Annotated in this window: 25 protein-coding genes; 22 read left to right on the top strand and 3 right to left on the bottom strand. The window is 61.1% G+C overall.

The window, feature by feature from the left end; all coding sequences use genetic code 11:
* Positions 1–127 precede the first annotated feature (127 nt).
* Positions 128–1,981 (bottom strand): extracellular solute-binding protein, encoded by a 1,854-nt coding sequence (locus tag I8E17_RS18155; RefSeq protein ID WP_113380021.1) that lies wholly within the window; start codon positions 1,979–1,981, stop codon positions 128–130.
* A gap of 109 nt (positions 1,982–2,090) precedes the next feature.
* On the bottom strand, positions 2,091–2,711 hold the full coding sequence (locus I8E17_RS18150) for a TetR/AcrR family transcriptional regulator (RefSeq protein WP_113366801.1): 621 nt from the start codon (positions 2,709–2,711) through the stop codon (positions 2,091–2,093).
* A 52-nt stretch (positions 2,712–2,763) separates the two neighbouring features.
* On the opposite strand from I8E17_RS18150, the gene I8E17_RS18145 reads away from it, so the two are divergent.
* The 9 genes from I8E17_RS18145 to I8E17_RS18105 all read left to right on the top strand — a co-directional run bounded on the left by I8E17_RS18145 (position 2,764) and on the right by I8E17_RS18105 (position 10,332).
* Entirely contained in the window at positions 2,764–3,333 is a 570-nt protein-coding gene (locus I8E17_RS18145) for an isochorismatase family protein (protein WP_113366802.1), read from the top strand.
* A 143-nt stretch (positions 3,334–3,476) separates the two neighbouring features.
* Complete coding sequence (gene mepA / locus I8E17_RS18140) at positions 3,477–4,511, top strand: penicillin-insensitive murein endopeptidase (RefSeq protein ID WP_113366803.1); 1,035 nt, start codon at positions 3,477–3,479, stop codon at positions 4,509–4,511.
* 99 nt (positions 4,512–4,610) lie between these two features.
* A complete protein-coding gene (locus tag I8E17_RS18135) occupies positions 4,611–4,991 on the top strand; it encodes a methylglyoxal synthase (protein WP_113366804.1) in 381 nt (126 codons plus the stop codon).
* 34 nt (positions 4,992–5,025) lie between these two features.
* Positions 5,026–6,048 (top strand): glucokinase, encoded by a 1,023-nt coding sequence (locus I8E17_RS18130; RefSeq protein ID WP_112722851.1) that lies wholly within the window; start codon positions 5,026–5,028, stop codon positions 6,046–6,048.
* Between the two features lie 211 nt (positions 6,049–6,259).
* Positions 6,260–8,053 (top strand): ABC transporter ATP-binding protein, encoded by a 1,794-nt coding sequence (locus I8E17_RS18125; protein ID WP_112722850.1) that lies wholly within the window; start codon positions 6,260–6,262, stop codon positions 8,051–8,053.
* A 14-nt stretch (positions 8,054–8,067) separates the two neighbouring features.
* The gene (gene dapB, locus I8E17_RS18120; RefSeq protein WP_113366805.1) at positions 8,068–8,892 is read left to right on the top strand and encodes a 4-hydroxy-tetrahydrodipicolinate reductase; all 825 of its coding nucleotides are present in this window, start codon (positions 8,068–8,070) and stop codon (positions 8,890–8,892) included.
* 121 nt (positions 8,893–9,013) lie between these two features.
* Complete coding sequence (locus tag I8E17_RS18115; RefSeq protein ID WP_112722848.1) at positions 9,014–9,649, top strand: 2,3-bisphosphoglycerate-dependent phosphoglycerate mutase; 636 nt, start codon at positions 9,014–9,016, stop codon at positions 9,647–9,649.
* A 99-nt stretch (positions 9,650–9,748) separates the two neighbouring features.
* Positions 9,749–10,039: a hypothetical protein gene (locus tag I8E17_RS18110; RefSeq protein WP_113366806.1), complete on the top strand. Its 291-nt coding sequence runs from the start codon at positions 9,749–9,751 to the stop codon at positions 10,037–10,039.
* Complete coding sequence (locus I8E17_RS18105; RefSeq protein WP_113366807.1) at positions 10,036–10,332, top strand: type II toxin-antitoxin system RelE/ParE family toxin; 297 nt, start codon at positions 10,036–10,038, stop codon at positions 10,330–10,332. Before I8E17_RS18110 ends, I8E17_RS18105 begins: the two co-directional genes overlap by 4 nt.
* Before the next feature lie 7 nt (positions 10,333–10,339).
* Here the strand turns inward: I8E17_RS18105 and phnF are convergent, their stop codons facing one another.
* On the bottom strand, positions 10,340–11,074 hold the full coding sequence (gene phnF / locus I8E17_RS18100; RefSeq protein WP_113366808.1) for a phosphonate metabolism transcriptional regulator PhnF: 735 nt from the start codon (positions 11,072–11,074) through the stop codon (positions 10,340–10,342).
* Positions 11,075–11,175: 101 nt separating this feature from the next.
* On the opposite strand from phnF, the gene phnG reads away from it, so the two are divergent.
* The 13 genes from phnG (at position 11,176) to I8E17_RS18035 (ending at position 22,429) form a co-directional block, all read left to right on the top strand.
* Positions 11,176–11,652, top strand: coding sequence for a phosphonate C-P lyase system protein PhnG (gene phnG, locus I8E17_RS18095; protein WP_112722845.1), 477 nt, complete (start codon positions 11,176–11,178; stop codon positions 11,650–11,652).
* Complete coding sequence (gene phnH / locus I8E17_RS18090) at positions 11,652–12,278, top strand: phosphonate C-P lyase system protein PhnH (RefSeq protein ID WP_113366809.1); 627 nt, start codon at positions 11,652–11,654, stop codon at positions 12,276–12,278. The genes phnG and phnH overlap by 1 nt, the downstream gene beginning before the upstream one ends.
* 3 nt (positions 12,279–12,281) lie before the next feature.
* On the top strand, positions 12,282–13,391 hold the full coding sequence (locus I8E17_RS18085) for a carbon-phosphorus lyase complex subunit PhnI (RefSeq protein WP_113366810.1): 1,110 nt from the start codon (positions 12,282–12,284) through the stop codon (positions 13,389–13,391).
* On the top strand, positions 13,388–14,299 hold the full coding sequence (locus tag I8E17_RS18080) for an alpha-D-ribose 1-methylphosphonate 5-phosphate C-P-lyase PhnJ (RefSeq protein WP_069610920.1): 912 nt from the start codon (positions 13,388–13,390) through the stop codon (positions 14,297–14,299). The genes I8E17_RS18085 and I8E17_RS18080 overlap by 4 nt, the downstream gene beginning before the upstream one ends.
* Positions 14,296–15,072, top strand: a complete 777-nt coding sequence (gene phnK / locus I8E17_RS18075; protein ID WP_113366811.1) for a phosphonate C-P lyase system protein PhnK — start codon at positions 14,296–14,298, stop codon at positions 15,070–15,072. The genes I8E17_RS18080 and phnK overlap by 4 nt, the downstream gene beginning before the upstream one ends.
* Before the next feature lie 9 nt (positions 15,073–15,081).
* Complete coding sequence (phnL, locus tag I8E17_RS18070; RefSeq protein ID WP_113366812.1) at positions 15,082–15,789, top strand: phosphonate C-P lyase system protein PhnL; 708 nt, start codon at positions 15,082–15,084, stop codon at positions 15,787–15,789.
* Positions 15,786–16,403 (top strand): DapH/DapD/GlmU-related protein, encoded by a 618-nt coding sequence (locus I8E17_RS18065; protein ID WP_113366813.1) that lies wholly within the window; start codon positions 15,786–15,788, stop codon positions 16,401–16,403. The genes phnL and I8E17_RS18065 overlap by 4 nt, the downstream gene beginning before the upstream one ends.
* Before the next feature lie 90 nt (positions 16,404–16,493).
* Positions 16,494–17,048 carry a pyridoxamine 5'-phosphate oxidase family protein gene (locus I8E17_RS18060; protein WP_069610916.1) on the top strand — a complete coding sequence of 185 codons (555 nt, stop codon included), beginning with the start codon at positions 16,494–16,496 and terminating at the stop codon, positions 17,046–17,048.
* 224 nt (positions 17,049–17,272) lie between these two features.
* The gene (gene phnC, locus I8E17_RS18055) at positions 17,273–18,127 is read left to right on the top strand and encodes a phosphonate ABC transporter ATP-binding protein (protein WP_069610915.1); all 855 of its coding nucleotides are present in this window, start codon (positions 17,273–17,275) and stop codon (positions 18,125–18,127) included.
* Between the two features lie 95 nt (positions 18,128–18,222).
* The gene (phnD, locus tag I8E17_RS18050; protein WP_069610914.1) at positions 18,223–19,134 is read left to right on the top strand and encodes a phosphonate ABC transporter substrate-binding protein; all 912 of its coding nucleotides are present in this window, start codon (positions 18,223–18,225) and stop codon (positions 19,132–19,134) included.
* Between the two features lie 83 nt (positions 19,135–19,217).
* Positions 19,218–20,198, top strand: coding sequence for a phosphonate ABC transporter, permease protein PhnE (gene phnE, locus I8E17_RS18045; protein WP_069610913.1), 981 nt, complete (start codon positions 19,218–19,220; stop codon positions 20,196–20,198).
* Between the two features lie 8 nt (positions 20,199–20,206).
* Positions 20,207–21,553, top strand: a complete 1,347-nt coding sequence (gene phnE / locus I8E17_RS18040) for a phosphonate ABC transporter, permease protein PhnE (RefSeq protein ID WP_113366814.1) — start codon at positions 20,207–20,209, stop codon at positions 21,551–21,553.
* 189 nt (positions 21,554–21,742) lie between these two features.
* Positions 21,743–22,429 (top strand): DUF1045 domain-containing protein, encoded by a 687-nt coding sequence (locus I8E17_RS18035; protein WP_113366815.1) that lies wholly within the window; start codon positions 21,743–21,745, stop codon positions 22,427–22,429.
* Positions 22,430–22,436: the final 7 nt, after the last annotated feature.

The following is a 22,436-nucleotide window of genomic DNA, read 5'->3' as shown; positions in this document are numbered from 1 at the left end:
AATCCGTCCGTCGATCAAATCATAATCCCTTCCGCCGGATCGAGACCGGCGCAATCATTTCAGCTTGAAACCATCCGAATCAGCCCTCTGCATTTGGAGCCAGCAGGCCCCTCATTGCAAGAGAAGCTCACTTTCCGGCGCTTTTCGACCACCAGACATCGGGAAAGCCGATCGAGTATTCGGGCAGTTGGGCCGGATGCGTGAACTTGTCCCAATAAGCGATATGGAAGCTGGTCGTGTAAAAGAGTGGAACCACGTAGTGATGAGCGAGCAATACACGGTCGAGCGCCTTGGCGACGGCATCCTTCTCCTCGACGTCTTCGGCGAAAATGACCTTGTTGACGAGGGCATCGATGCCTGGATCAGAAATGCCGGCAAAATTGCGCGAACCCTTACGATTGGCGGAGGCAGACCCCCAGAAATCAATCTGCTCGTTGCCGGGATTCAACGTTTGCGCCCAAACTGTCCAAATCATGTCATAGTCGAAGTTCTGCACACGATTGATGTATTGCGACGAATCGACCGTACGGACGCTAGCGTTGATGCCGATTCTCTTCAAATTCTGGGTATAGGGCAGAACCCACTTCTCCACGAAGGGACTGCCGAGCAGAATCTCGATCGATAAAGGTTTGCCCGTCTGGGCATTCACCATCTGGTTGCTCTTCAGAACATATCCTGCCTGTTTGAACAGATCGAGCGCTTTACGCAGATTATCGCGGGCCTTCTGCTGATCGCCGCCGACCGGGTTGGTATAAGGCGTCGTGAAAACTTCAGCCGGGACCTTGTCCTTCACTTCATTGAGAACGCTGAGCTCTTTACCTTCTGGCAGGCCCGACGAAGCGAGCTTCGTGCCGAAAAAGAAGCTATTGATGCGGCTATACTGATTAAAAGCGATGGTGCGGTTCAGCTCTTCGAAATCGAAAGCATAGTTCAGCGCCTCACGAACACGCTCGTCCTTGAACTGATCGCGGCGCATGTTCGGCACGAGCGCCTGCATAACGCCGGTGGCGCGAAGCGGATTGGGCACTTCCTCGCGCTTGATGCGGCCGTCCTTCGCCGCAGGAAAATCGTAGCCGGTGACCCAGCGGCTTGCGACGTTATCCTGCCAATAGTCGATAGTACCGCCGCGGAAGGCCTCGAATTCCACATCATTATCAGTGAAGTAGGTGTAGGAGATCGACTTTAAATTGTTCAAGCCAACATTGACGGGCAGGTCCTTGCCCCAATAATCGTCGCGCAATTCGTAACGGATGGTGGAACCGGGCGAGACCGAAACGATCTTGTAGGGTCCGGATCCCATAACGGGCTCGAGCGTGGTGCGGGAAATATCGCGCGGTTTACCGTCCGGCCCCGTACCTTCCCACCAATGCTTCGGCACGATTGGGAACTGGCCAAGAATCGACGGCAGTTCACGATTGTTCTTCTCGTCGAAGTAGAAGGTTACGTCGCGATCGCCGGTCTTCTCGGCGCGCGCCACATGGCTGTAATAGCTGGTAAAGAGTGGATTGAGTTCCTTCGCCTTATCGAAACTGAAGACGACATCCTCTGGCGTCACCGGCTGTCCGTCTGCCCATTTGGCTTCGGGCCGCAAGCGGAAAGTAGCACTGGAAATATCCTCCGGATAGGAAACGCCCTCGGCGAGCAATCCATAGGAGGAGGAAACCTCGTCATCCGCCGACTTCAGAAGGCTGTCAAAGACAAGCCCTGCACCCAAAGAACTTATCCCCGCAACGGTATTGCCCTTATAAAGTACCGGATTGAGGGTATCGAAGGTGCCATTGCTCGACAGCTTCAGCTCTCCGCCCTTCGGCGCATTCGGATTGACGTAATCGAAATGCTTGAAGCCGGGCTGATATTTCAGGTCGCCGAGAATGGCCGTGCCGATGCGGAACTGCGGCTCTTCGGCTTTCGTGGATAGAGGCATTGCCAGCAGGCAAAAAAGAGAAACGACCAAGCCTGCTTTCAACCGCGACAACGCCATTCATGATCTCCCGATGATTTCTGGAGAATCAGCATAAGGCAAATGAGGGCAAAAAACAGGACGCAATAACACACCTCTTCGTAAAGGGGCCGAAGACCGTCTCGAGAAATCAGCCCTTTGCCGCAGCTTCTTCAAGACGTTTGCGCAACATCAGCCGCAATTCGCCGGCGACGCGGCGATCCTCGGCAGCATCGGGCTCGGCGGCAACGGCAACGACGATGCGAAGCAGTTCGAGCACGATGCCCGACATCAGCGCGATATCGTCCGATATCGGCGGCTGCGCCTGCCGCAGGACGCCGGCGATCAGCTCCTTCAGCTCTGCCCGTGAGCGCGCCTTGCGCTCCTTGGGAATATCGCGGCGACCGGCCAGTACCGAAAACTCCGGATATTCCTCCATGAAAGCACCGAGCGCATGGAAGATCGCCTCGCCGCTATCGGCTGCGGAAAGACCGGTGCTCCGCTCTGCGATACCTCGAAGCCTGGCCTTCAATCGCTCCAGGCGTTCGATATGCAGTGCTTCGGCAAGGAGCGGCTTGGTCGGGAAGAACTGATAGAGCGAGCCGATAGAAGAATTTGCCTCGGCCGCAATCTCCGTCATCGTTGCCGCCTCATAGCCCTTGCGCGCGAAAACCTTTGCGGCCGCCTCCAGCAGTATGACGACCCGATCATGGCCGCGCTGCCGCTTCGGCGTGCGCGTCTTCAATTCTTCACTTGATTTTTGTGAGGCCATCCTCATATTTCCATTGTGAGGATATCCTCATATTTTATGGAGCTACCGCCCGATGTCACTTTACGACCCCAAAACTACCGCTCTCGTTTCTATCGACCTGCAAGGCCTCGTCCTCGGCCGGCCGCTCGCGCCCTACTCCGCCCAGCAGATCGTCACCAATACGGTCGCCATCGCAAACAAACTGAAGGCCGATGGCGGAACGACCGTTTTCGTGACGGTTGGATTTTCCGCAGACTATGCTGATGCTGTCAATCAGCCGACAGACGAAAGCTTTACGCTTCCCCCAGGAGGTTTACCGCCGGCCACACTCGAGGCTCCGGCCGAGATGGCAGCGCTGACGCCCGATGTCGCCATCGTCAAGCGCCAGTGGAGCGCCTTTTACGGCACGGAACTGGACCTGCAGCTTCGCCGTCGCGGCGTGAGGACGCTGATCCTGACCGGAGTCGCCACCAATTTCGGTGTAGAAGCAACCGTGCGCGATGCCTTCGCGGCAAACTACGCCGTCATTGTCGCCGAAGATGCGGTGACGACCTTCTCGCAGGAGATGCAGGATTTCGCCTGCACGAAGATCTTGCCGCGGCTGTCCCGTATCCGCAAGACGGCGGAAATCCTGACGAACTGATCCATCCGAAGCAAAGGTCTATGCAAGCAAAGGCGGCCGACCGGTAGCCATCCGTGAGTGGCGCGGATTCACTTCCATCCTTTTTCAGGATAGTCTCGCGGCAAATCACTTCGGCTAATGCCGACCGCCTTTCAAGGATATGCATGGCTTCACCTCTGGCTCGCGCCTTTCGAACGATCGGCAAATTCTCTCTCGCCACCTCGATCGGGATGGGCCTTGTCGCCGGCGATGCGCTGGCGCAGCAGGCCACCCCTTCGCCCGGCAGCGCCAAGGCTGTTTTCGGCGCCGTGACGCTGCCAACGCAGGGACCGCCGCAATCGATCGGTTTCTATGCCAAAGGCTGCCTTGCCGGCGCCGTCGCCCTGCCGGCGGACGGCCCGACGTGGCAGGCGATGCGCCTGTCGCGCAATCGTCGCTGGGGGAGACCGGAGACGATCGGCCTGCTCGAGCGCCTATCGCGCGATGCAGCCAGGAATGACGGCTGGCCGGGCCTGCTCGTCGGCGATATCTCGCAGCCGCGCGGCGGCCCGATGATCAACGGTCATGCCTCGCATCAGATCGGCCTCGACGCCGACGTCTGGCTGACGCCGATGCCGCGGCGCAAGATGACGGCGGAAGAGCGCGAAGCCCTGCCTTTCACCACGATGCTCGCCAAGGACAAGTTCCTGACAATCAACGACAAGGTCTGGACCCCGGCGCATGCCCGCCTCTTGATGCGCGCGGCGAGCTATCCGGAGGTCGAGCGCATCTTCGTCAATCCGGCGATCAAGAAGAAGATGTGCGAGACATGGACAGGTGATCGCAGCAACCTCGGCAAGCTGCGGCCGGAATACGGGCACGACTCGCATTTCCATATCCGCCTCCGCTGCCCCGCCGGCTCGGTCGGCTGCACGGAGCAGGCGCCGGTCGCCGCCGGCGATGGCTGCGACAAGTCGCTCGCCTGGTGGTTCGGACCCGAGCCCTGGGCCAAGCCGAAGCCCAGCGACAAGCCGCCCCAGAAGCCGCGCGAGGTCATGGTTGCCGATCTGCCCAAGACCTGCCAGGCCGTATTGGCGGCGCCTGCGATTGCTTCCGCACGCCCCGCCGCCTCCGGCGCCAAAGCTGCCGACGTTTCGGCGGAGACGGACGCAATGCCGGTTTCGGGCGATACGCCGCCCGGCCAAATTCCTCAGCAGTAAGTCCGGAACTGTCCTTGCCGGAGCAGTCTTTCAAAACCCGCCCCCTTGGTATAGAAGGCGGATAAATCGATTGAAAGCAGTGGGTGGAGCAAGGATTTCATGGCCGGCAGCAAATGCATCGCACTGATCGCGCATGATCAGAAAAAAGACGCGATGGCGGAATTCGGACGGCGCAATCAGGCGGCCCTTGCCAATTGGAAGATCGTTGCGACCGGCACGACGGGCGGCCGCGTGCTGGATGCCTGCCCCGACCTCAAGGTCACCCCTTTGAAAAGCGGCCCGCTCGGCGGCGACCAGCAGATCGGCGCTCTCATCGCCACCGGCGAGATCGACATGCTCGTCTTCTTCATCGATCCCCTCACCCCCATGCCGCACGACGTCGACGTGAAGGCATTGACGCGGCTTGCCGTTCTCTACGACATTCCGATGGCGCTCAACGAATCCACTGCCGAGCGGCTGATCAAAACACTGAACCATTAATCCGCCTTGCCGGCGGCAGACCACGGACCTGGCCATGCCCGAGCTCAATCACAGCGATGCCCCCTTGCCTTTCCCGATCCTGATCGGCGATATCGGCGGCACCAATGCGCGTTTTTCCATCCTCGTCGACGCGGACTCCGAACAGGAGCATTTTCCGGTCGTGCAGACGGCGAATTTCGCCACGATCGACGATGCGATCAAACTCGCCCTTGAAAACAGCAAGGTCCGGCCCCGCTCGGCAATTCTTGCCATGGCAGGCCCGGTGCAGGGCGACGAGATTCCATTGACCAATTGCGACTGGGTGATCCGTCCGAAGACGATGATCGCCAATCTCGGCATTGAGGACGTGCTCGTCATCAACGATTTCGAGGCGCAGGCGCTCGCGATCGCCGAGATTTCCGACGAGCATCGCCAAACCATCGGCAAAGCATCCGGTAACATGGTTGCATCGCGCGCCGTGCTCGGGCCAGGCACCGGGCTTGGCGTCGGCGCCCTGGTCCATACCCAGCATCAGTGGGTGCCGGTACCGGGCGAAGGCGGCCATATCGATCTCGGGCCGCGCACGGAACGCGACCTGCAGATCTGGCCGCATCTGGAACCCATCGAAGGCCGCATCTCGGCCGAGCAGGTGATCTGCGGCCGCGGTCTGCAGAACCTCTATCATGCGATCTGCGCGGCTGACGGCATCGAACCAAGCCTGAAGGAGCCGGCTGACATCACCAACCACGCGCTTGCCTGCACCAACAAGCAGGCCGAGGAGACGCTGACGCTGTTCGTCACCTATCTCGGCCGGGTCGCCGGCGATATCGCCATGATCTTCATGGCGCGCGGCGGCGTCTATCTTTCCGGCGGCATTCCGCAGAAGATCCTGCCGGCGCTGCAGAAGCCGGAATTCCGCGCCGCTTTCGAGGACAAGGCACCGCACACGGAACTGATGAAGACGATTCCGACCCATGTTGTCGTCAATCCGCTGGCAGCGCTTTCCGGCCTTGCGATCTATGCCCGTAAGCCGACAAACTTTGGCCTTGCCACGGAGGGCCGTCGCTGGCGGCGTTAACCGCTCGCCACGCAGCTCATGGCGCGCCGGAACATCCGATGCGCCATGCCTTTTTGCAGGAGCCGCCTTCCTCTATAATGGGCTCGGCTCCGTGATCGGCCTTAACCAGCGCGGCAAGGCATGTCTAGCCAAAGTCGTGCTAACTCTTTAATAGAGCCGCGAAAGCACGTGCCAGATGCGGCTCGCTTGGTTCAAGACAGGAAGCCGATTATTGAAATTGCCTGACCCGAAAAGCAAAAACGTCGACAGCGAAGCCATCACCGGCATGCTGAAGCGCATTATCGCCGAGAACGGCCGCGATCATATTCGCGGCTACGCCATCGCGATCACCTGCCTGATCCTCGTTGCGCTTTCGACTGCTTACATCGGCTATATTGTCAAATCTGTCATCGACAGCGCCTTCATCGCCCGCGATATCGTCGATGCCTGGAAAATCTGCTTCAGCATCTTCCTCGTTTTCGTGGTGCGCGGTTTTGCCGGATATTTCCAATCGGTCATCCTGTCGAAGATCGGCAACAACATCATCGCCCGTTACCAGCGCCGGCTCTATTCGCACCTGATGACGCTGTCGGTCGGCTTCTTCAACGAAGCGCGCTCCGCGCAGCTCGCCGCCCGCATCAGCCAGAATGTCTCGGGCATCCGCGATGTTATGAACCTGACGATCACGTCGACGGCGCGCGACCTTCTGACCTTCATCTCCTTGCTCTGCGTCATGGTCTTCCAGGACCCGGTGCTCAGCATTGCATTCGTCGTCATCGCGCCGCCGCTCTTCTTCGCGCTGCGCTATATTTCCAAGCGCCTGCGCGCTGCCACGCGCGACGCGGTGGTCCTGAACAGCCATGTGCTCGGCGCGATGCAGGAGACCATTCAAGGCGTTTCCATCGTCAAGGCCTTCACGATGGAAGAGGAGCTCGAACGCAAGATCAACAAGCTTATCACCGCTGCAGAGCACCGGCAGAACCGCATCGCCCGCCTTTCGGAGCGCAACGGTCCGCTGATCGAGACCGTCGCCGGTTTCGCGATTGCCAGCCTTTTCGCCTACGCCGCCTACCGGTCGATCTACGATAATGTCTCGCCGGGTGTGTTCTTCTCCTTCGCCACTTCGCTGCTGCTCGCCTATGATCCCGCCCGCCGCCTCGCCAAGCTGCAGGTGCAGCTGGAGCGCGCCGTCGTCAACGCGCGGATGATCTATGAGCTGCTCGACATGGAGCCGCGCCAGCGCGACCTGCCGGATGCCAAGCCGCTCAAAGTGACCGATGCCCGCATTGAGTTCCGCGACGTGCATTTCGCCTATGGTGATGAAGCCGTCCTCTCTGGCGTCAATTTCACGGCAGAAGGCGGGCAGACGACCGCGCTCGTCGGCCCTTCGGGCGCCGGCAAGTCCACTGTCGTCAATCTCATCCCACGCTTCTATGATCCCAAGGCTGGCAGCATCTTCATCGACGGGCAGGACATCGCGCATGTGACGAAACAGTCGCTGCGGCAGCAGCTCGCCTATGTTTCGCAGCAGCCCTATCTCTTCGAAGGCACGATCCGCGACAATATCCGCTATGGCCGCCCGAATGCGACGGATGCCGAGATCGAGGAAGCGGCACGCCTTGCCTATGCCCATGATTTCATCGAGGCGCAGCCGATGGGCTACGAGACGCCCGTCGGCGAAAACGGCGTGACGCTGTCCGGCGGCCAGCGCCAGCGCCTGTCGATCGCCCGCGCGCTGGTGCGCAATGCGCCGATCCTGCTTCTGGACGAGGCGACCTCGGCGCTCGACACGGAATCCGAAGCGGCCGTGCAAAAGGCGCTGGAAGAGGCGATGAGCGGCCGCACGGTCGTCGTCATCGCGCATCGCCTGTCGACGGTTGTCCGCGCCGAAAAGATCGTCGTCATGCAGAACGGCCGCGTTGTCGAAGAAGGCAACCACGAGACGCTTGCGACATCGGACAATGGCCTCTACGCTCGGCTCAACAACCTGCAGCTACCGGCGATTTCAAGCAATTCCCGCAAATAGACGATAGAGACGACATGAGCGACGATGCGATGAAGCTGGTGGTGGTGGGCGCGGCGGGCCGCATGGGACAGGCCCTCATCCGCATCATTCACGCGACCCAGGGCGTAACCCTGCATGCCGCCGTCGCGCGTCCCGGCTCCGCCTTCATCGGCAAGGACGCCGGCGAGATCGCCGGGCTCGGGCCGATCGGCGTTCCCGTCACCGACGATCCGCTTGCCGCTTTCCTGCATGCCGAAGGCGTCATCGATTTTACGACGCCGGCAACCAGCGTCAGCTTCGCCGGTCTCGCCGCCCAGGCGCGCATCGTCCATATCGTCGGCACGACCGGATGTTCGGACGAGGACGAAGCGAAGTTCAAGGCTGCCGCACGCCATGCCCGTGTCGTCAAATCGGGCAATATGGGCCTCGGCATCAACCTTCTGAGCGTGCTTGTCGAGCAGGCGGCGCGGGCACTGCCTTCGAACGATTGGGACATCGAGGTGCTGGAGATGCATCATCGGCACAAGGTCGATGCGCCCTCGGGCACGGCGCTCCTGCTCGGCCAGGCGGCGGCGAAGGGCCGCGGCATCGATCTCAATGACAATTCCGTGCGCGTGCGCGACGGCCATACCGGCCCGCGCCCGGCAGGCACGATCGGCTTTGCGACCCTGCGCGGCGGCGGCGTGGTCGGCGATCATTCGGTGATCTTCGCCAGCGAAAGCGAGCGGCTGACGCTGTCGCACAATGCCGGCGACCGGTCGTTGTTTGCGCGCGGCGCGCTGCAGGCGGCGCTCTGGGCACGCGACAAGAAACCCGGCTTCTATTCCATGCTCGATGTTCTCGGGCTCTCTACACGTTGATCCGATCCTGGAGCGGATCAGCCTGGAACTGCCGATCCGCTCCAGCCTTTTGTTGTCTCGCAATTCCGGACGGAAAACCGCTACACACTTTTCCTGGAATTGCTTCATTAAGGAGAAATTTATGAGCGGCACTCTCGTTCTCGTTCGCCACGGGCAGAGCGACTGGAATTTGAAGAATCTCTTTACCGGCTGGAAGGATCCCGATCTGACGGCGCTCGGCATCGAAGAGGCCAAGACCGGCGGCAAGGCTCTGGCCGATTACGGTATCAAGTACGACATCGCCTTCACCTCGGCCCTGACGCGCGCCCAGCATACGCTGAAGATCATCCTCGATGAAATCGGCCAGCCCGGCCTTGAAACGATTAGGGATCAGGCGCTGAACGAGCGCGACTACGGCGATCTCTCCGGCCTCAACAAGGATGACGCCCGCGCCAAGTGGGGCGAAGAGCAGGTCCACATCTGGCGCCGCTCCTACGACGTTCCGCCGCCCGGCGGCGAAAGCCTGCGCGACACCGGCGCCCGCGTCTGGCCCTATTATCTCACGGAAATCCTGCCGCGCGTGCTTGCCGGCCAGAACGTGCTGGTGGCCGCCCACGGCAACTCGCTGCGCTCGCTCGTCATGGTTCTCGACCGCCTGAGCAAGACACAGATCCTGGAGCTGAACCTCGCGACCGGCGTGCCGATGGTCTACAAGCTCAAGGCCGATTCCACCGTCGCCTCGAAGGAAGTCCTCGGCGACATGTCAGGCGCGCATTGAGCTGTTGAACGGAAACCACCCCTCATATGCCTGAGATGAGGGGTGGGAAATGCCGCAATATGTGTTACACTGCACTGCGTATGTAACACATGGACTGACATGACCGACGCGACATTTACCTTCCGAGTTGAAGAAGAGTTGAAGGCGGCTTTCAGCGAGGCTGCGAAAGCGCATGATCAAACCGGTGCGCAATTGCTCCGGGCTTTCATGCGCGATTATGTGCGGCGCCAGCAAGATGCCGCCGAATATGACATTTGGTTTCGCCAGCAGGTTCAGGCCGGTCTTACTTCCGCCAATGCCGGCAACCTCATTCCCGACGACGACGTGGACGCTGAATTTGCCGCCTTGCGAGAAGAAACACGCCGCAAACTCAGCGGGCGTTCTTCGTGAAACTTGCTTGGACTCCCGAAGCAAGGGCTGACCGACGCGCAATCTATACCTACATCGAGGCCGAGAATGCCACCGCCGCACTCGCGCTGGACGAACTCTTGGCCAAACGGTCGAAACAGCTCATTACTCATCCAATGACGGGCCGACCCGGCCGCGTGTCCGGGACACGCGAGCTCGTCGTGCACAGAAACTATCTGCTGGTTTATGATCTTGCTGATGAAATGGTGCGCATAATCCGCATTCTGCATGCCGCACAGCAATGGCCGCCGAGCGATTTTCAGCCGATTCCCTAGTGCGGCATCAGTTCTCGACGGTGAAGCGCACCCTGTCGGCGGCGAAGCGGGAAATCGAATATTGCACCGGGACATTATCGAGATCCGCATTGAGCGCCTGGGCGACGAGAACGATGGCGCCCGGGGATAATTGCAGATCGGTGAGATCACCCTCGTCGGCATGTGTTGCGGTGATCTCGGTGACGACACGGACGTAATCGGGCACGCCGAGCTCCTTGAATGCCTTGGTGATCGATCCGGTCGTCCGATAGATCTCGGCGATATCGCCGAAACGATCCGCCGGGAACCAGCTTGTTGCGCGCGATACCGGACGATGATCCGCCTGGCCGAGCGTTTCCAGCCGGATCAACGGCGTACCTGTCTTGAGCTTGAGCTGTTTGGCCAATTCGGCGCTGGCAGCTTCTTCGCCCGATGCAAGCAGGACGCTGCGGGTCTCGCGCACCTGATCGCCGATCCCTTGCGAAAATCGCGTGCGCCTTGAAATCGGGAAGCTCAGCCGCTCCTTGCGCTCGATCAGCGTGCCGCGTCCCTGCACGGCCCGAACGATGCCTTCCTGCGCCAGTGCTGCCAGCGCGCTTCTGATCGTATGCCTGTTGACGCCGAACTGCAGCGCCAGCGCCGTTTCCGGCGGCACCATGCCCGTCTCATCGAAGTCGCCGTGATTGATTGACGTGCGAATCCGGTCGGCAATCTGCCGCCAGAGCGCCACGCCCGTCTGCCTCTGTATTTTCTGCCCTGCCATCTCGCCCACTCGCCCTGTCATACGCTTGTCACGACTCACTAATAAATATAAAACTATCTTGTATGGTTGTCTATATCAATAGACATTTAGAGGAAGGCGCGATGAATTCAGCACAGAGGCAGGAAGCGGCGGCACAAGAGCGTCGGGAACGCAAGCGCGTCGCCGATCTCTTGGCGCAGGCAGAACGCGACGAGCTAGAGGCGGCGTGGGAAGCATTGCCGAGCAAGCCGGCGGTACAGCCGGTGCGCGGACCAGAGACAGGGCTCGTCATGGTGCGCGGCCGCATCGGCGGCGGCGGCTCCCCCTTCAACCTCGGTGAAGTCACGGTGACGCGCGCCACCGTCCGGCTGGCATCCAACACGATCGGCCATGCGCACGCGCTCGGCACGGATCGGGAAAAGGCCCGGCTTTCGGCCATCTTCGATGCTCTCTGGCAGCAATCGGCCACGAAGGATTTCGTCGAAAAGGCTCTTCTACAGCCGGTTACCGAGCGTATCGCCGAATATGACCGCAAGCGCGCCGAAGAGACGGCGGCAACCCGCGTCGATTTCTTCACCATGGTTCGCGGAGAAGATTGATGAGCCTTTCGAGCACTCCGGCCTTCGGCAACGAGGCCCTGACCGGCGGTTTCACCGATCCGGTCTTCGACGCGCAAAGCGTCTTCAAGATGACGATGGATGCCATGGCACGTCCAGGCACCCTGCAGACCGTTGAGGCTGACGTCGCGCCGCCCACTCCGCTCGGTGTAGCCGCAGGCGCCATCGGCCTCACCCTTTGTGATCACGACACGCCTGTCTGGCTCTCCAACAGCCTGGCAAGATCAAGCCTGCCGGAATGGCTGGCCTTCCACACCGGAGCACCCGTCATTTCGGAACGGCTGGAGGCGCAGTTCGCCTTCATCGAAGCCGGCATGGCGCTTTCCTCCTTCAGCCAGTTCGGCATCGGCACCCAGGAATATCCCGATCGGTCGACCACGATCGTTCTGGAAATCGAAAGCCTGGTGGGCGGCAAACAACTGGCGCTTTCAGGCCCCGGCATCAAGGATGTGACCATGATCGCCCCTGTCGGGCTGCCGGATGCGCTGCTGCGTATCTGGAACGACAATCGCGCGCTCTTTCCGCGCGGCGTCGATCTCATCCTGACGGCGGGCCGGCAATTCATCTGCCTGCCGCGCACCACCAAGATCACCGCGACGGAGTTGTGACATATGTATGTTGCCGTTAAGGGCGGCGAAGCCGCCATCGCCAATGCTCACCGGCTGCTGGCCGACCGTCGCCGCGGCGACCGTTCGCTGCCGGCCGTCGGCATCGACCAGATCATGGCGCAACTTGCACTCGCCGTCGATCGCGTCATGGCCGAGGCCTCGCTTTATGACCGTACGCTGGCCGCACTTGCCGTTCGCCAGGCGCGCGGCGACATGATCGAAGCGATCTTCCTGCTCAGAGCCTACCGCACCACGCTGCCGCGCTTCGGTTATTCTCAGCCGCTCGACACTGCTGTCATGAAGATCGAGCGCCGCATTTCCGCGACCTACAAGGATTTGCCAGGCGGCCAGCTGCTCGGCCCGACCTTCGACTACACGCACCGCCTGCTCGACCCAAGCCTTTTGACAGATGAGCCAGTTGATGAGCCGATGCAGCGGCCGGCCGAGGACAGCCGCGTGATGCGCGTTTCGGAAATCCTCAACCAGGAAGGCCTGATCGAGGACGACGGCACTATGCCTGTCGACCACGAGATCGGCGACCTGACGCGCGAGCCGCTGGAATTCCCGATGACCCGGGATCTCCGCCTGCAGGCGCTCGCCCGCGGCGACGAAGGCTTCCTGCTGGCACTCGGCTATTCGACCCAGCGCGGCTACGGCCGCACCCACCCCTTCACCGGCGAAATCCGCATCGGCGAAGTAGAGGTCGAATTTGAGGTGCCGGAACTCGGCTTTGCCGTTTCGCTCGGCCGCATCCAGGTAACGGAATGCCAGATGGTCAACCAGTTCAAAGGTTCGGCCAAGGCACCGCCGCAGTTCACCCGCGGCTACGGCCTCGTCTTTGGCCAAAGCGAGCGCAAGGCGATGGCGATGTCGCTAGTCGACCGCGCTCTGCGCGCCGAAGAGCTCGGCGAAGACATCGTTGCGCCGGCTCAGGATGAAGAATTCGTCATTTCCCACTCCGACAATGTGCAGGCGACCGGCTTCGTCGAACATCTGAAGCTGCCGCATTATGTCGACTTCCAGGCCGAGCTCGACCTGGTGCGGCGCATGCGCCGCGACTTCGAGGCCGCTCGTGATCGCGGCATGGAACCCATGACGGAGGCAGCCGAATGACCGAACTCGCCACCTACAACTTCGCCTATCTCGACGAACAGACCAAGCGGATGATCCGCCGTGCCATCCTGAAGGCGATCGCCATTCCCGGCTATCAGGTGCCCTTCGCCTCGCGCGAAATGCCGATGCCTTACGGCTGGGGCACCGGCGGCGTGCAGCTGACGGCGGCGATCATCGGCCCCCAGGACGTGCTGAAGGTCATCGACCAGGGTGCCGACGACACGACCAATGCCGTCTCCATCCGCGCATTCTTCCAGAAGGTCGCCAATGTCGCCGTCACCACCCGCACGGACGAGGCGACCATCATCCAGACGCGCCACCGCATTCCGGAAGCCAAGCTCGGGCCGAACCAGGTGCTCGTCTATCAGGTGCCGATCCCGGAGCCGTTGCGCTTCCTGGAGCCGCGCGAGACCGAGACGCGCAAGATGCACGCGCTCGAGGAATACGGCCTCATGCATGTGAAGCTCTATGAGGATATCGCCCGCAACGGCCGCATCGCCACCACCTACGCCTATCCAGTCAAGGTCGCCGGCCGCTACGTAATGGACCCATCGCCGACACCGAAGTTCGACAATCCGAAAATGCACCTCTCCAATGCGCTGCAGCTCTTCGGCGCCGGCCGCGAGAAGCGCATCTATGCCGTGCCGCCCTACACCGAAGTGGTCAGCTTGGATTTCGAGGATCATCCCTTCGAAGTGCAGCGCTTCGACAAGCCCTGCGCTCTCTGCGGAGCCGAGCAGGTCTATCTTGACGAGGTGATCCTCGACGACAAGGGCGGCCGCATGTTCGTCTGCTCCGATACCGATTTCTGCGAGGATCGTCGCGCCCATGGCCATGCCGGCCCAATGCTGGCGTCAAATGGGCTGGCATCCGATGGACTGCCTGGTAGCAAGGAGGCTGCCGAATGAGTGACTTACCCCTTCTGAAAGTCAAGGACATCTCGAAGTTCTACGGCAGCCGCATCGGCTGCCGCGACGTGTCCTTCGAACTCTGGCCCGGCGAAGTGTTGGCTATCGTCGGCGAATCCGGCTCCGGCAAGACGACGCTGCTCAACTGCATATCGACCCGGCTGCTGCCGACGACGGGCAGCGTCGAATACCACATGCGCGACGAGACCTATCGCGATCTTTTCCGCATGAATGAGGCCGAGCGCCGCTTCCTGATGCGCACCGACTGGGGCTTCGTGCATCAGAACCCCGCCGACGGCCTGCGCATGACGGTGTCTGCCGGTGCCAATGTCGGCGAGCGGCTGATGGCGATCGGCAACCGCCACTATGGCAACATCCGCAACACCGCCATCGATTGGCTGGAGCGGGTCGAGATCGACGCCGACCGCATCGACGACCAGCCGCGCGCCTTCTCCGGCGGCATGCGCCAGCGCCTGCAGATCGCCCGCAACCTTGTGACCGGCCCACGCCTCGTCTTCATGGACGAGCCGACCGGCGGCCTCGACGTGTCCGTGCAGGCCCGCCTGCTCGATCTGGTCCGTGGCCTCGTCAACGATCTCGGGCTTTCGGCAATCATCGTAACCCACGATCTCGCCGTCGCCCGCCTCCTGTCGCATCGCATAATGGTGATGAAGGACGGCCAGGTGATCGAGCATGGTCTCACCGACCGCGTGCTCGACGATCCGCGCGAACCTTATACACAACTGCTGGTCTCTTCGATCCTGCAGGTCTGAGGAACAAACATGGCAACCCCACTCGTCGTTTCCGAAGTCTTCAAAAGCTTCATCATGCATCTGCGCGACGGCATTCGCCTGCCGGTCGTTGCCGATGTCTCCTTCTCCGTCGCCTCTGGCGAATGCGTCGTGCTCGGCGGCCCCTCGGGCATCGGCAAGAGTTCGCTGCTGAAGATGATCTATGGCAACTATGCCGTCGACAGCGGCCAGATCCTGGTCACGCACAGGGACAGGATCGTCGATCTCGCCACTGCCGATCCGCGCACCGTGCTCGACGTCCGCCGCCAGACCATGGGCTATGTCAGCCAGTTCCTGCGCACCGTGCCGCGTGTTGCTGCCATAGATGTCGTCGCCGAGCCGCTGCTCGCCCGCGGCTTGAGCGTGACCGATGCCCGCGACCGGGCAGCCGAGCTCCTGGCGCAACTGAACCTGCCCAGGGAGCTCTGGCAGCTGCCGCCCGCCACCTTCTCGGGCGGCGAGCAGCAGCGCGTCAACATCGCGCGCGGCTTCATCACCGATCACGCCATCCTGCTGCTCGACGAGCCCACCGCGTCGCTCGATGCCCGCAATCGGGCCGTTGTCGTCGACATGATCGAGCAGAAGAAGGAAGCCGGCGTCGCACTGCTGGGTATCTTCCATGATGAGGAAGTGCGCGAAGCCGTCGGCAGCCGCATTCTCGACGTCTCGCAATTCTCTCCGAGGAAAGCAGCCGCATGAGCCGCAAACTGGGAGAAGCGCCCTTCATCAGCCCTTCGGCAAGCGTCAACAATTCGACGCTCGGCCGCTATACAGAAGTGTCCGACCACTGCCGCATCGATGAAGTCGAGATGGGCGACTATTCCTACATCATGCAGGATGGCGCGGTCTGGTGCGCGACGATCGGCAAGTTCGTGAACATTGCCGCCGCCGTGCGCATCAATGCAACCAACCATCCGACATGGCGCGCGACGCTGCACCATTTCACCTACCGCGCCGCCGATTATTGGCCTGACGCCGATATGGAGACGGATTTCTTCACCTGGCGGCGCGACAACCGGGTTGTGATCGGTCATGACGTCTGGATCGGGCATGGTGCCACCGTGCTGCCCGGCGTGACGGTCGGCAATGGTGCCGTCATCGGAGCCGGCGCCGTCGTTTCCAAGGACGTTGCGCCCTACACCATCGTCGGCGGTGTGCCGGCCAAGCTGATCCGCGAGCGTTTCACGTCCGAGGTCGGCGCGCGCATGGACAAGCTTTCATGGTGGGATTGGGATCACGATCGCCTGCGCACAGCGCTTGCGGATTTCCGCGCCCTTTCGGCGGAGGAATTTCTGGATCGCTACAAAGCCTGAGAACGGTTTCCACCCTCATCGGACTTGCAAGGCGCTGACAAGCGATCCAGCTTAGACGGTCCTTTCAATGCGGGATCGAGAGAAGTTTTCATGGCAAAGCAGTTTTCCAGCATCGACGATCGGCTGCGCGATTTCATCGCGCGGCAACACATCTTCTTCACGGCATCCGCAACATCGGATTCCCGTGTCAATGTTTCGCCCCGCGAGATACTGTGCCTGCGCATCATCTCTCCGAACACCGCTATTTATCTCGACCGCACCGGCAGCGGCAACGAGACTGCGGCGCATATGAAGGCGGACGGACGGCTGACCATCATGTTCTGTGCCGTCGAGGGACCGCCGATGATCCTGCGCCTCTATGGCCACGGACGGATCATCCATCGCTCGTCCACCGAATATCGGGAACTGCTGCACGATCATTATGCGGATCAGGAGCCGCTCGGGGCACGTCAGATCGTGCGGCTGGACTTCGATCTCGTCCAAACGTCCTGCGGTTTCGGCGTGCCGCTTTTCACCTATGAAGGCGAGAGGCCGAGCCTCGACCAATGGGCGAAAGCTAAGGGTCCCGACGGCATCGAGGAATACCGGCGCGAGAAGAACAGCCTCAGCATGGATGGTCTGCCGACCGGCATGTTTGACGGCTAAACTTAAAGGAAAGCTCTCAGCCGGCTAATCTTGCAAAATCGCCGGGAATTGTAACAGCAGTTACATAAAACTGACATTGGAGCTTCATGAAGCGGGACTAATCGGTTGCCTTGTGGTTGGCGCCAGCCCCCTCGGAACTCCTTTCGAGACAGGGGCACGCGCCCGTTCTTAGCACCGGTACCGCTGAAATTTTTGCAGCCCGGCAGCCGCGAAAGGGAAGCACTATGTTCGAACTCAGGAATGTCTCACGCCGGTTTGGTAACAAGCTCGCCGTCGATTCCGTGACTTTGGACATACCGCAAGGACAGATGGTCGGCGTCATCGGTCGTTCCGGCGCCGGCAAGTCGACGCTGCTGCGCATGATCAACCGTCTGGCGGATCCGAGTTCCGGCTCCATTCATTTCTCCGGTACCGAAGTCTCCAAGCTGACCGGTCGTGCACTGCGCAGCTGGCAGCGCGATTGCGCCATGATCTTCCAGCAGTTCAATCTGGTGCCGCGCCTCGACGTGCTCACCAACGTCATGCTCGGCCGCCTCAACCATCGTTCGACGATGCTGAGTCTCCTTTCGGTCTTCACCCGCGAAGAACGCATCGAGGCGATTGCGGCGCTGGAGCGCCTCGGCATCGAGCAGACGGCACTGCAGATGGCCGGCACCCTTTCCGGCGGCCAGCAGCAACGCGTTGCCATCGCCCGTGCCCTGATGCAGCAGCCGAAGATGATGCTGGCCGACGAGCCGATCGCCTCCCTCGACCCCCTGAACGCCAAGATCGTCATGGATGCGCTGCGCGATATCAACGAGCGCGAAGGCATCACCGTCATCACCAATCTGCATACGCTGGATACGGCGCGCAACTACTGCGAACGCATCGTCGGCATGGCGGCCGGCAAGGTGGTGTTCGACGGCAAGCCGACCGATCTGACGGCAGCGGCCGTCAAGGAAATCTACGGCACCGACAAGGACGGCGCCGGCATCGACGAGACCATGACGTCGACATCAATCAACATTGCCGATCCGGCCGTGCAAGCCGCGGTGACTGAATCTGCCGGCCCCCAACCGCTGGCACTGGCCGGTCTCTGAGAGGGACGGCCGGGATCGAAGGCCCGCGTCAAGGGCGCATTTCTTCTATCAGACCGAAGACATCCGGGGACACCGGTTAATCAGGAGACGAACCCATGTTGAAGAAAGCACTCTTTGCGGCTACGGCGCTTGTTGCGCTCGCAGCCGGCGCTGCCGCCAACGCAGCAGACCTCAAGGAATTCCGCATCGGCATTCTCGGCGGCGAAAACGAAGCCGACCGCCTGCGCAATTACGCCTGCCTTTCCGACCACCTGAAGAAGGAATTCGGTTTCGAGAAGGTTTCGCTGTTCCCGGCCGCCGACTATAACGGCGTTATCCAGGGCCTGCTCGGCGGCACGCTCGACTTCGCCGAACTCGGTGCTTCCGGCTACGCAGCCGTCGCCATAAAGGACCCGAAGGCCGTTACCCCGATCCTGACGACGCAGCAGACCGACGGTTCGACCGGCTACTACTCGATCGGCCTCGCCCTCAAGTCCTCCGGCATCAAGACGATCATGGACGCCAAGGGCAAGAAGCTCGGCTACGCCGATCCGGACTCCACCTCGGGCTACCTCGTTCCGCTGACACAAATTCCGAAGACCACCGGCGTGCCGAACGACAAATTCTTCGGCTCGACCCAGTTCAACGGCGGCCATGAGAACAACCTGCTCGCCGCTTACGACGGCAAGGTCGACGTTGCTGTCGACGACTCTTCGGGCGTTGGCGATTTCAAGGACGGCTATACCTCCGGTACCTTCCGCAAGGAAGTCGACAAGGGCGCCGTAGACCCGAACAAGCTCGTCGAAGTCTGGCGTTCGCCGCTGATCCCGAATGGCCCGCTCGTCGTTCGCAACGCTCTCGGCACTGAATGGCAGACGAAGCTGGCGGACTTCTTCATGAAGCTCCCGACGGCTGACGCCAAGTGCTTCAACGCCATCGAGGGCGGCGACTTCAAGGGCTACGTCAAGGTTACCCCGGACTTCTACAACGCCGTCATCGACGTTCGTAAGGCTGCCATCGGCGGCTGATCCGCATTCCTATAATTGGGCGGCCGGCAACGGCCGCCCTTTTGCTATTCACACCCCTTTGCGATTCACAAGGGCAGGATTTCATGACGATCGCCGATACGCACCCGAACATGCAGAGCGCGCCGCAGAGCGCCAAGGAGATCGGCGACGCCTGGAGCAAGATGGTGGCCAAGCGCCGCTTCTACACCGGCATCGGCCTCGTGATCCTGCTCGTCGCCTTCGTCAGCTCGGTGCGCTTCGCCGACGAAAACAACGCCGGGCATTTCTTTGACCGCCTGCCGCATCTCTTCGATTTCCTGAGCTGGCTCATTCCGAAGGATTGGGCCGACGTCTACCGCGCGCTCTTCGATCTGCCGAGCCCGAACGGGGCCAATGGCGCCGGCGGCGAGGAGTTCAATTTCCCGCTCGGCCGCGTCTATGTCTGGGGCGATTTCTACATCCCCGAATATTTCGAGCTGATGATCATCACGATCAATGTGGCACTGGTATCGACCATCATTGGCTTCGTCTTCGCCGTGCCTTTGAGCTTCTTTGCCGCCCGCAACATGTCGCCATCCAATCCGATCCGGCTGGTAACCAAGCGCATCATGGAATTCCTGCGCGCCTTTCCCGAGATCGTCATCGCCGGGCTATTTTCGGCGATCCTGTCGATCGGCCCGATTGCCGCCATCATCGCCGTCGGCCTGCATACGATCGGTGCGCTTGGCAAACTCTTCTACGAAGTGGTCGAGAATATCGACATGAAGCCTGACGAGGGCATGCGTGCCGTCGGCGCGAGCTGGAGCGAGCGCGTGCGCTTTGCCGCCCTGCCGCAAGTGCTGCCGAACTTCATGTCCTACGCGCTGCTGCGTCTGGAGATCAACGTTCGCGCCTCGACCATCATCGGCGCCGTCGGCGGCGGCGGCATCGGCGAGGAGCTCAAACTTGCGATTTCACGCGGTTTCGGCGCCAAGACATTGGCGCTGGTGCTGCTTCTCTTCCTGACGATCATCGCCGTCGACCAGTTTTCCGCATGGCTCCGCCGCCGTCTCGTCGGCGAGCATGCCTTCCTTTTGCAGCATTGAGGTTATCCATGTCCGTCATCGACGCCGGCCGCATGCAGGAAATCGAAGCGCGTTACCCGGAAGTTCTTCACCGGTCGTTCCGCCAGCGCTTTGGCGCGCTGATGATCTTCATCGGCGTCATCCTCTACGGCATCTATGCCGTATGGTTCTTCGACCTGCCGAAGGTCATTTCGGAAGCGCATTGGGAGCGGGTCGGCATCTATCTCAGCGAATGGGTGAGCTATGACGTGCAGCCGGAATTCCGCATCTCCGGCGACAAGATCAGCATCAAATATCCGCGCTTTTCACCCCTGGGCGATAATCCGAACCCGGACTGGGTGAAGACCAACCCCGATGGCAGCATGACCGTTTCCGTCAGCGGCACAAGCCGCACGGTAACCGTCACCAAGACGCAGGCCATCGTGACCGCGCATGGCATCACGATTCCGATCGATATTGCCGGCGATGTGCCGAAAATCGTCGGTTCCGAGCCCGTTCCAAGCTGGATGACCGTTTATGACGACAATATTCTGGTCAATCTCGGCTTTGCCGGCGATGCCAGCATTTCCACCGACCGCGTGAAGATCCGCAAGCGGTTCATCGGCTGGGCCAACTTCGTCTTCGATACGCATTCGCCCTTCTTCGACAAGCCGGCGAGCGAAGTCATCAGCCTGATCGTTTCAGGGCCGCGGCTCGATCCTGCTCAGTCCAATCTCTCGCTGGCCTTCGACAATATCTGGAACAATGGCGCATGGCAGCATGGCGACGTCTGGACCAAGCTGTTCCAGACCATCGTCATGGCCTTCCTCGGGACGCTGCTGGGCTCGCTCGCGGCCTTCCCACTCGCCTTCCTGGCGGCTCGCAACATCACGCCGAGCCGACTCGTCAACCAGATCCTCAAGCGCTTCTTCGATTTCCTGCGCTCGGTGGACATGCTGATCTGGGCGCTGTTCCTGACACGCGCCTTCGGCCCCGGCCCGCTCGCGGGCAGCGGCGCGATCTTCCTCACCGAGACGGGCACGCTTGGCAAGCTCTATTCCGAGGGCCTCGAGAACATCGACAACAAGCCGCGCGAGGGCGTGAAATCCACCGGTTCGCCAACCATTCTCGTGCATCGCTACGGGATCATGCCGCAGATCGTGCCCGTCATCGTCAGCCAGACGCTTTACCAGTGGGAATCGAACGTGCGCGGCGCGACCATCATCGGCGCCGTCGGCGCGGGCGGCATCGGTCTCAAACTTTGGGAAGCAATGCGCACCAATGCCAACTGGGAAAACGTCGCCTATATGGTGCTGTTGATCCTCATCGTTGTCTTCCTGTTCGACGCCGCATCCAATGCCTTGCGCTCGCAGCTGATGGGCACGCGAACGAAATAAAAAAGAACGGGAAAAAATCGTTCCGCATCATCATTCTGTCACGGGAATCCGGTAGCGCAGGCCGGCAAGTCCGCGGCGGTCAAGCTGGCTTTAGCCGGATTCGAACCGTTGCTGCCTTGCTGCTATTGCGGTTTGTCGCAAATCACCCAACAGTGTCTCGCGCAGCCGATTTTTCCAAGGAATGCAGCCTTGCGCTATGCTCTCTATTTCACGCCGCCCAAAGACGATCCGTTGACATCTCTCGCCGCCCGCTGGCTGGGCCGTGATGCATTTTCGAATGAGATTTTTTCCGACAAGGCCATGGCGCCGCTGCCGGAAGATCATGCCGAGCTGACGGCCGACCCGCGCCGCTACGGCTTCCATGCCACGCTGAAGGCGCCGTTCGAGCTAGCCGCTTCTGTGACCGAGCGCGATCTCCTCGAAGTCGCCGCCGAATTCGCCTCGCAGACCAAGGCTTTCACCATTCCGGAGCTGGTGCTTGGCCAGCTCGGCCATTTCTTTGCGCTCGTTCCCGGTTCCGTTTATCAGCCGCTGCAGGATTTCGCCTCGCGCGTCGTCAAGACCTTCGAGCCATTCCGCGCGCCGCTGTCGGATCATGATATCGCGCGACGCAAGCCGGAAGGCCTGACCGAGCCGCAGCGCGCCAATCTGCTGCGCTGGGGCTATCCTTACGTCAACGACGAATTCCGCTTCCACATGACGCTGACGGGACGCGTACCCTCCGAGCGTCAGCCCGAATTGCAAGCCATCCTCGCCGGGCGCTTCGCCGAACATACCGGCAAGCCGCTCGATATTTCCGGCCTCGCCGTCTTCGTCGAAGAAGAGCGTGGTGCTCCCTTTACCGTCCGTTCCTGGCTGCCGCTTGCCGGCGCCTAATATGAAA

This window comes from Rhizobium sp. AB2/73, from assembly GCF_020871915.1.
Classification (GTDB): Bacteria; Pseudomonadota; Alphaproteobacteria; order Rhizobiales; family Rhizobiaceae; genus Rhizobium; species Rhizobium dioscoreae.
This window is presented reverse-complemented; position numbering and strand designations above follow the sequence as displayed.

What these genes read in the sequence shown, in the direction of transcription:
- I8E17_RS18155 (WP_113380021.1), bottom strand. Translation starts at nt 1,981, where the DNA reads ATGGCGTTGTCGCGGTTGAAAGCAGGCTTGGTCGTTTCTCTTTTTTGC.
- I8E17_RS18150 (WP_113366801.1), bottom strand. Translation starts at nt 2,711, where the DNA reads ATGGCCTCACAAAAATCAAGTGAAGAATTGAAGACGCGCACGCCGAAG.
- I8E17_RS18145 (WP_113366802.1), top strand. Translation starts at nt 2,764, where the DNA reads ATGTCACTTTACGACCCCAAAACTACCGCTCTCGTTTCTATCGACCTG.
- mepA (WP_113366803.1), top strand. Translation starts at nt 3,477, where the DNA reads ATGGCTTCACCTCTGGCTCGCGCCTTTCGAACGATCGGCAAATTCTCT.
- I8E17_RS18135 (WP_113366804.1), top strand. Translation starts at nt 4,611, where the DNA reads ATGGCCGGCAGCAAATGCATCGCACTGATCGCGCATGATCAGAAAAAA.
- I8E17_RS18130 (WP_112722851.1), top strand. Translation starts at nt 5,026, where the DNA reads ATGCCCGAGCTCAATCACAGCGATGCCCCCTTGCCTTTCCCGATCCTG.
- dapB (WP_113366805.1), top strand. Translation starts at nt 8,068, where the DNA reads ATGAGCGACGATGCGATGAAGCTGGTGGTGGTGGGCGCGGCGGGCCGC.
- I8E17_RS18115 (WP_112722848.1), top strand. Translation starts at nt 9,014, where the DNA reads ATGAGCGGCACTCTCGTTCTCGTTCGCCACGGGCAGAGCGACTGGAAT.
- I8E17_RS18110 (WP_113366806.1), top strand. Translation starts at nt 9,749, where the DNA reads ATGACCGACGCGACATTTACCTTCCGAGTTGAAGAAGAGTTGAAGGCG.
- phnF (WP_113366808.1), bottom strand. Translation starts at nt 11,074, where the DNA reads ATGGCAGGGCAGAAAATACAGAGGCAGACGGGCGTGGCGCTCTGGCGG.
- phnG (WP_112722845.1), top strand. Translation starts at nt 11,176, where the DNA reads ATGAATTCAGCACAGAGGCAGGAAGCGGCGGCACAAGAGCGTCGGGAA.
- phnH (WP_113366809.1), top strand. Translation starts at nt 11,652, where the DNA reads ATGAGCCTTTCGAGCACTCCGGCCTTCGGCAACGAGGCCCTGACCGGC.
- I8E17_RS18085 (WP_113366810.1), top strand. Translation starts at nt 12,282, where the DNA reads ATGTATGTTGCCGTTAAGGGCGGCGAAGCCGCCATCGCCAATGCTCAC.
- I8E17_RS18080 (WP_069610920.1), top strand. Translation starts at nt 13,388, where the DNA reads ATGACCGAACTCGCCACCTACAACTTCGCCTATCTCGACGAACAGACC.
- phnK (WP_113366811.1), top strand. Translation starts at nt 14,296, where the DNA reads ATGAGTGACTTACCCCTTCTGAAAGTCAAGGACATCTCGAAGTTCTAC.
- phnL (WP_113366812.1), top strand. Translation starts at nt 15,082, where the DNA reads ATGGCAACCCCACTCGTCGTTTCCGAAGTCTTCAAAAGCTTCATCATG.
- I8E17_RS18065 (WP_113366813.1), top strand. Translation starts at nt 15,786, where the DNA reads ATGAGCCGCAAACTGGGAGAAGCGCCCTTCATCAGCCCTTCGGCAAGC.
- I8E17_RS18060 (WP_069610916.1), top strand. Translation starts at nt 16,494, where the DNA reads ATGGCAAAGCAGTTTTCCAGCATCGACGATCGGCTGCGCGATTTCATC.
- phnC (WP_069610915.1), top strand. Translation starts at nt 17,273, where the DNA reads ATGTTCGAACTCAGGAATGTCTCACGCCGGTTTGGTAACAAGCTCGCC.
- phnD (WP_069610914.1), top strand. Translation starts at nt 18,223, where the DNA reads ATGTTGAAGAAAGCACTCTTTGCGGCTACGGCGCTTGTTGCGCTCGCA.
- phnE (WP_069610913.1), top strand. Translation starts at nt 19,218, where the DNA reads ATGACGATCGCCGATACGCACCCGAACATGCAGAGCGCGCCGCAGAGC.
- phnE (WP_113366814.1), top strand. Translation starts at nt 20,207, where the DNA reads ATGTCCGTCATCGACGCCGGCCGCATGCAGGAAATCGAAGCGCGTTAC.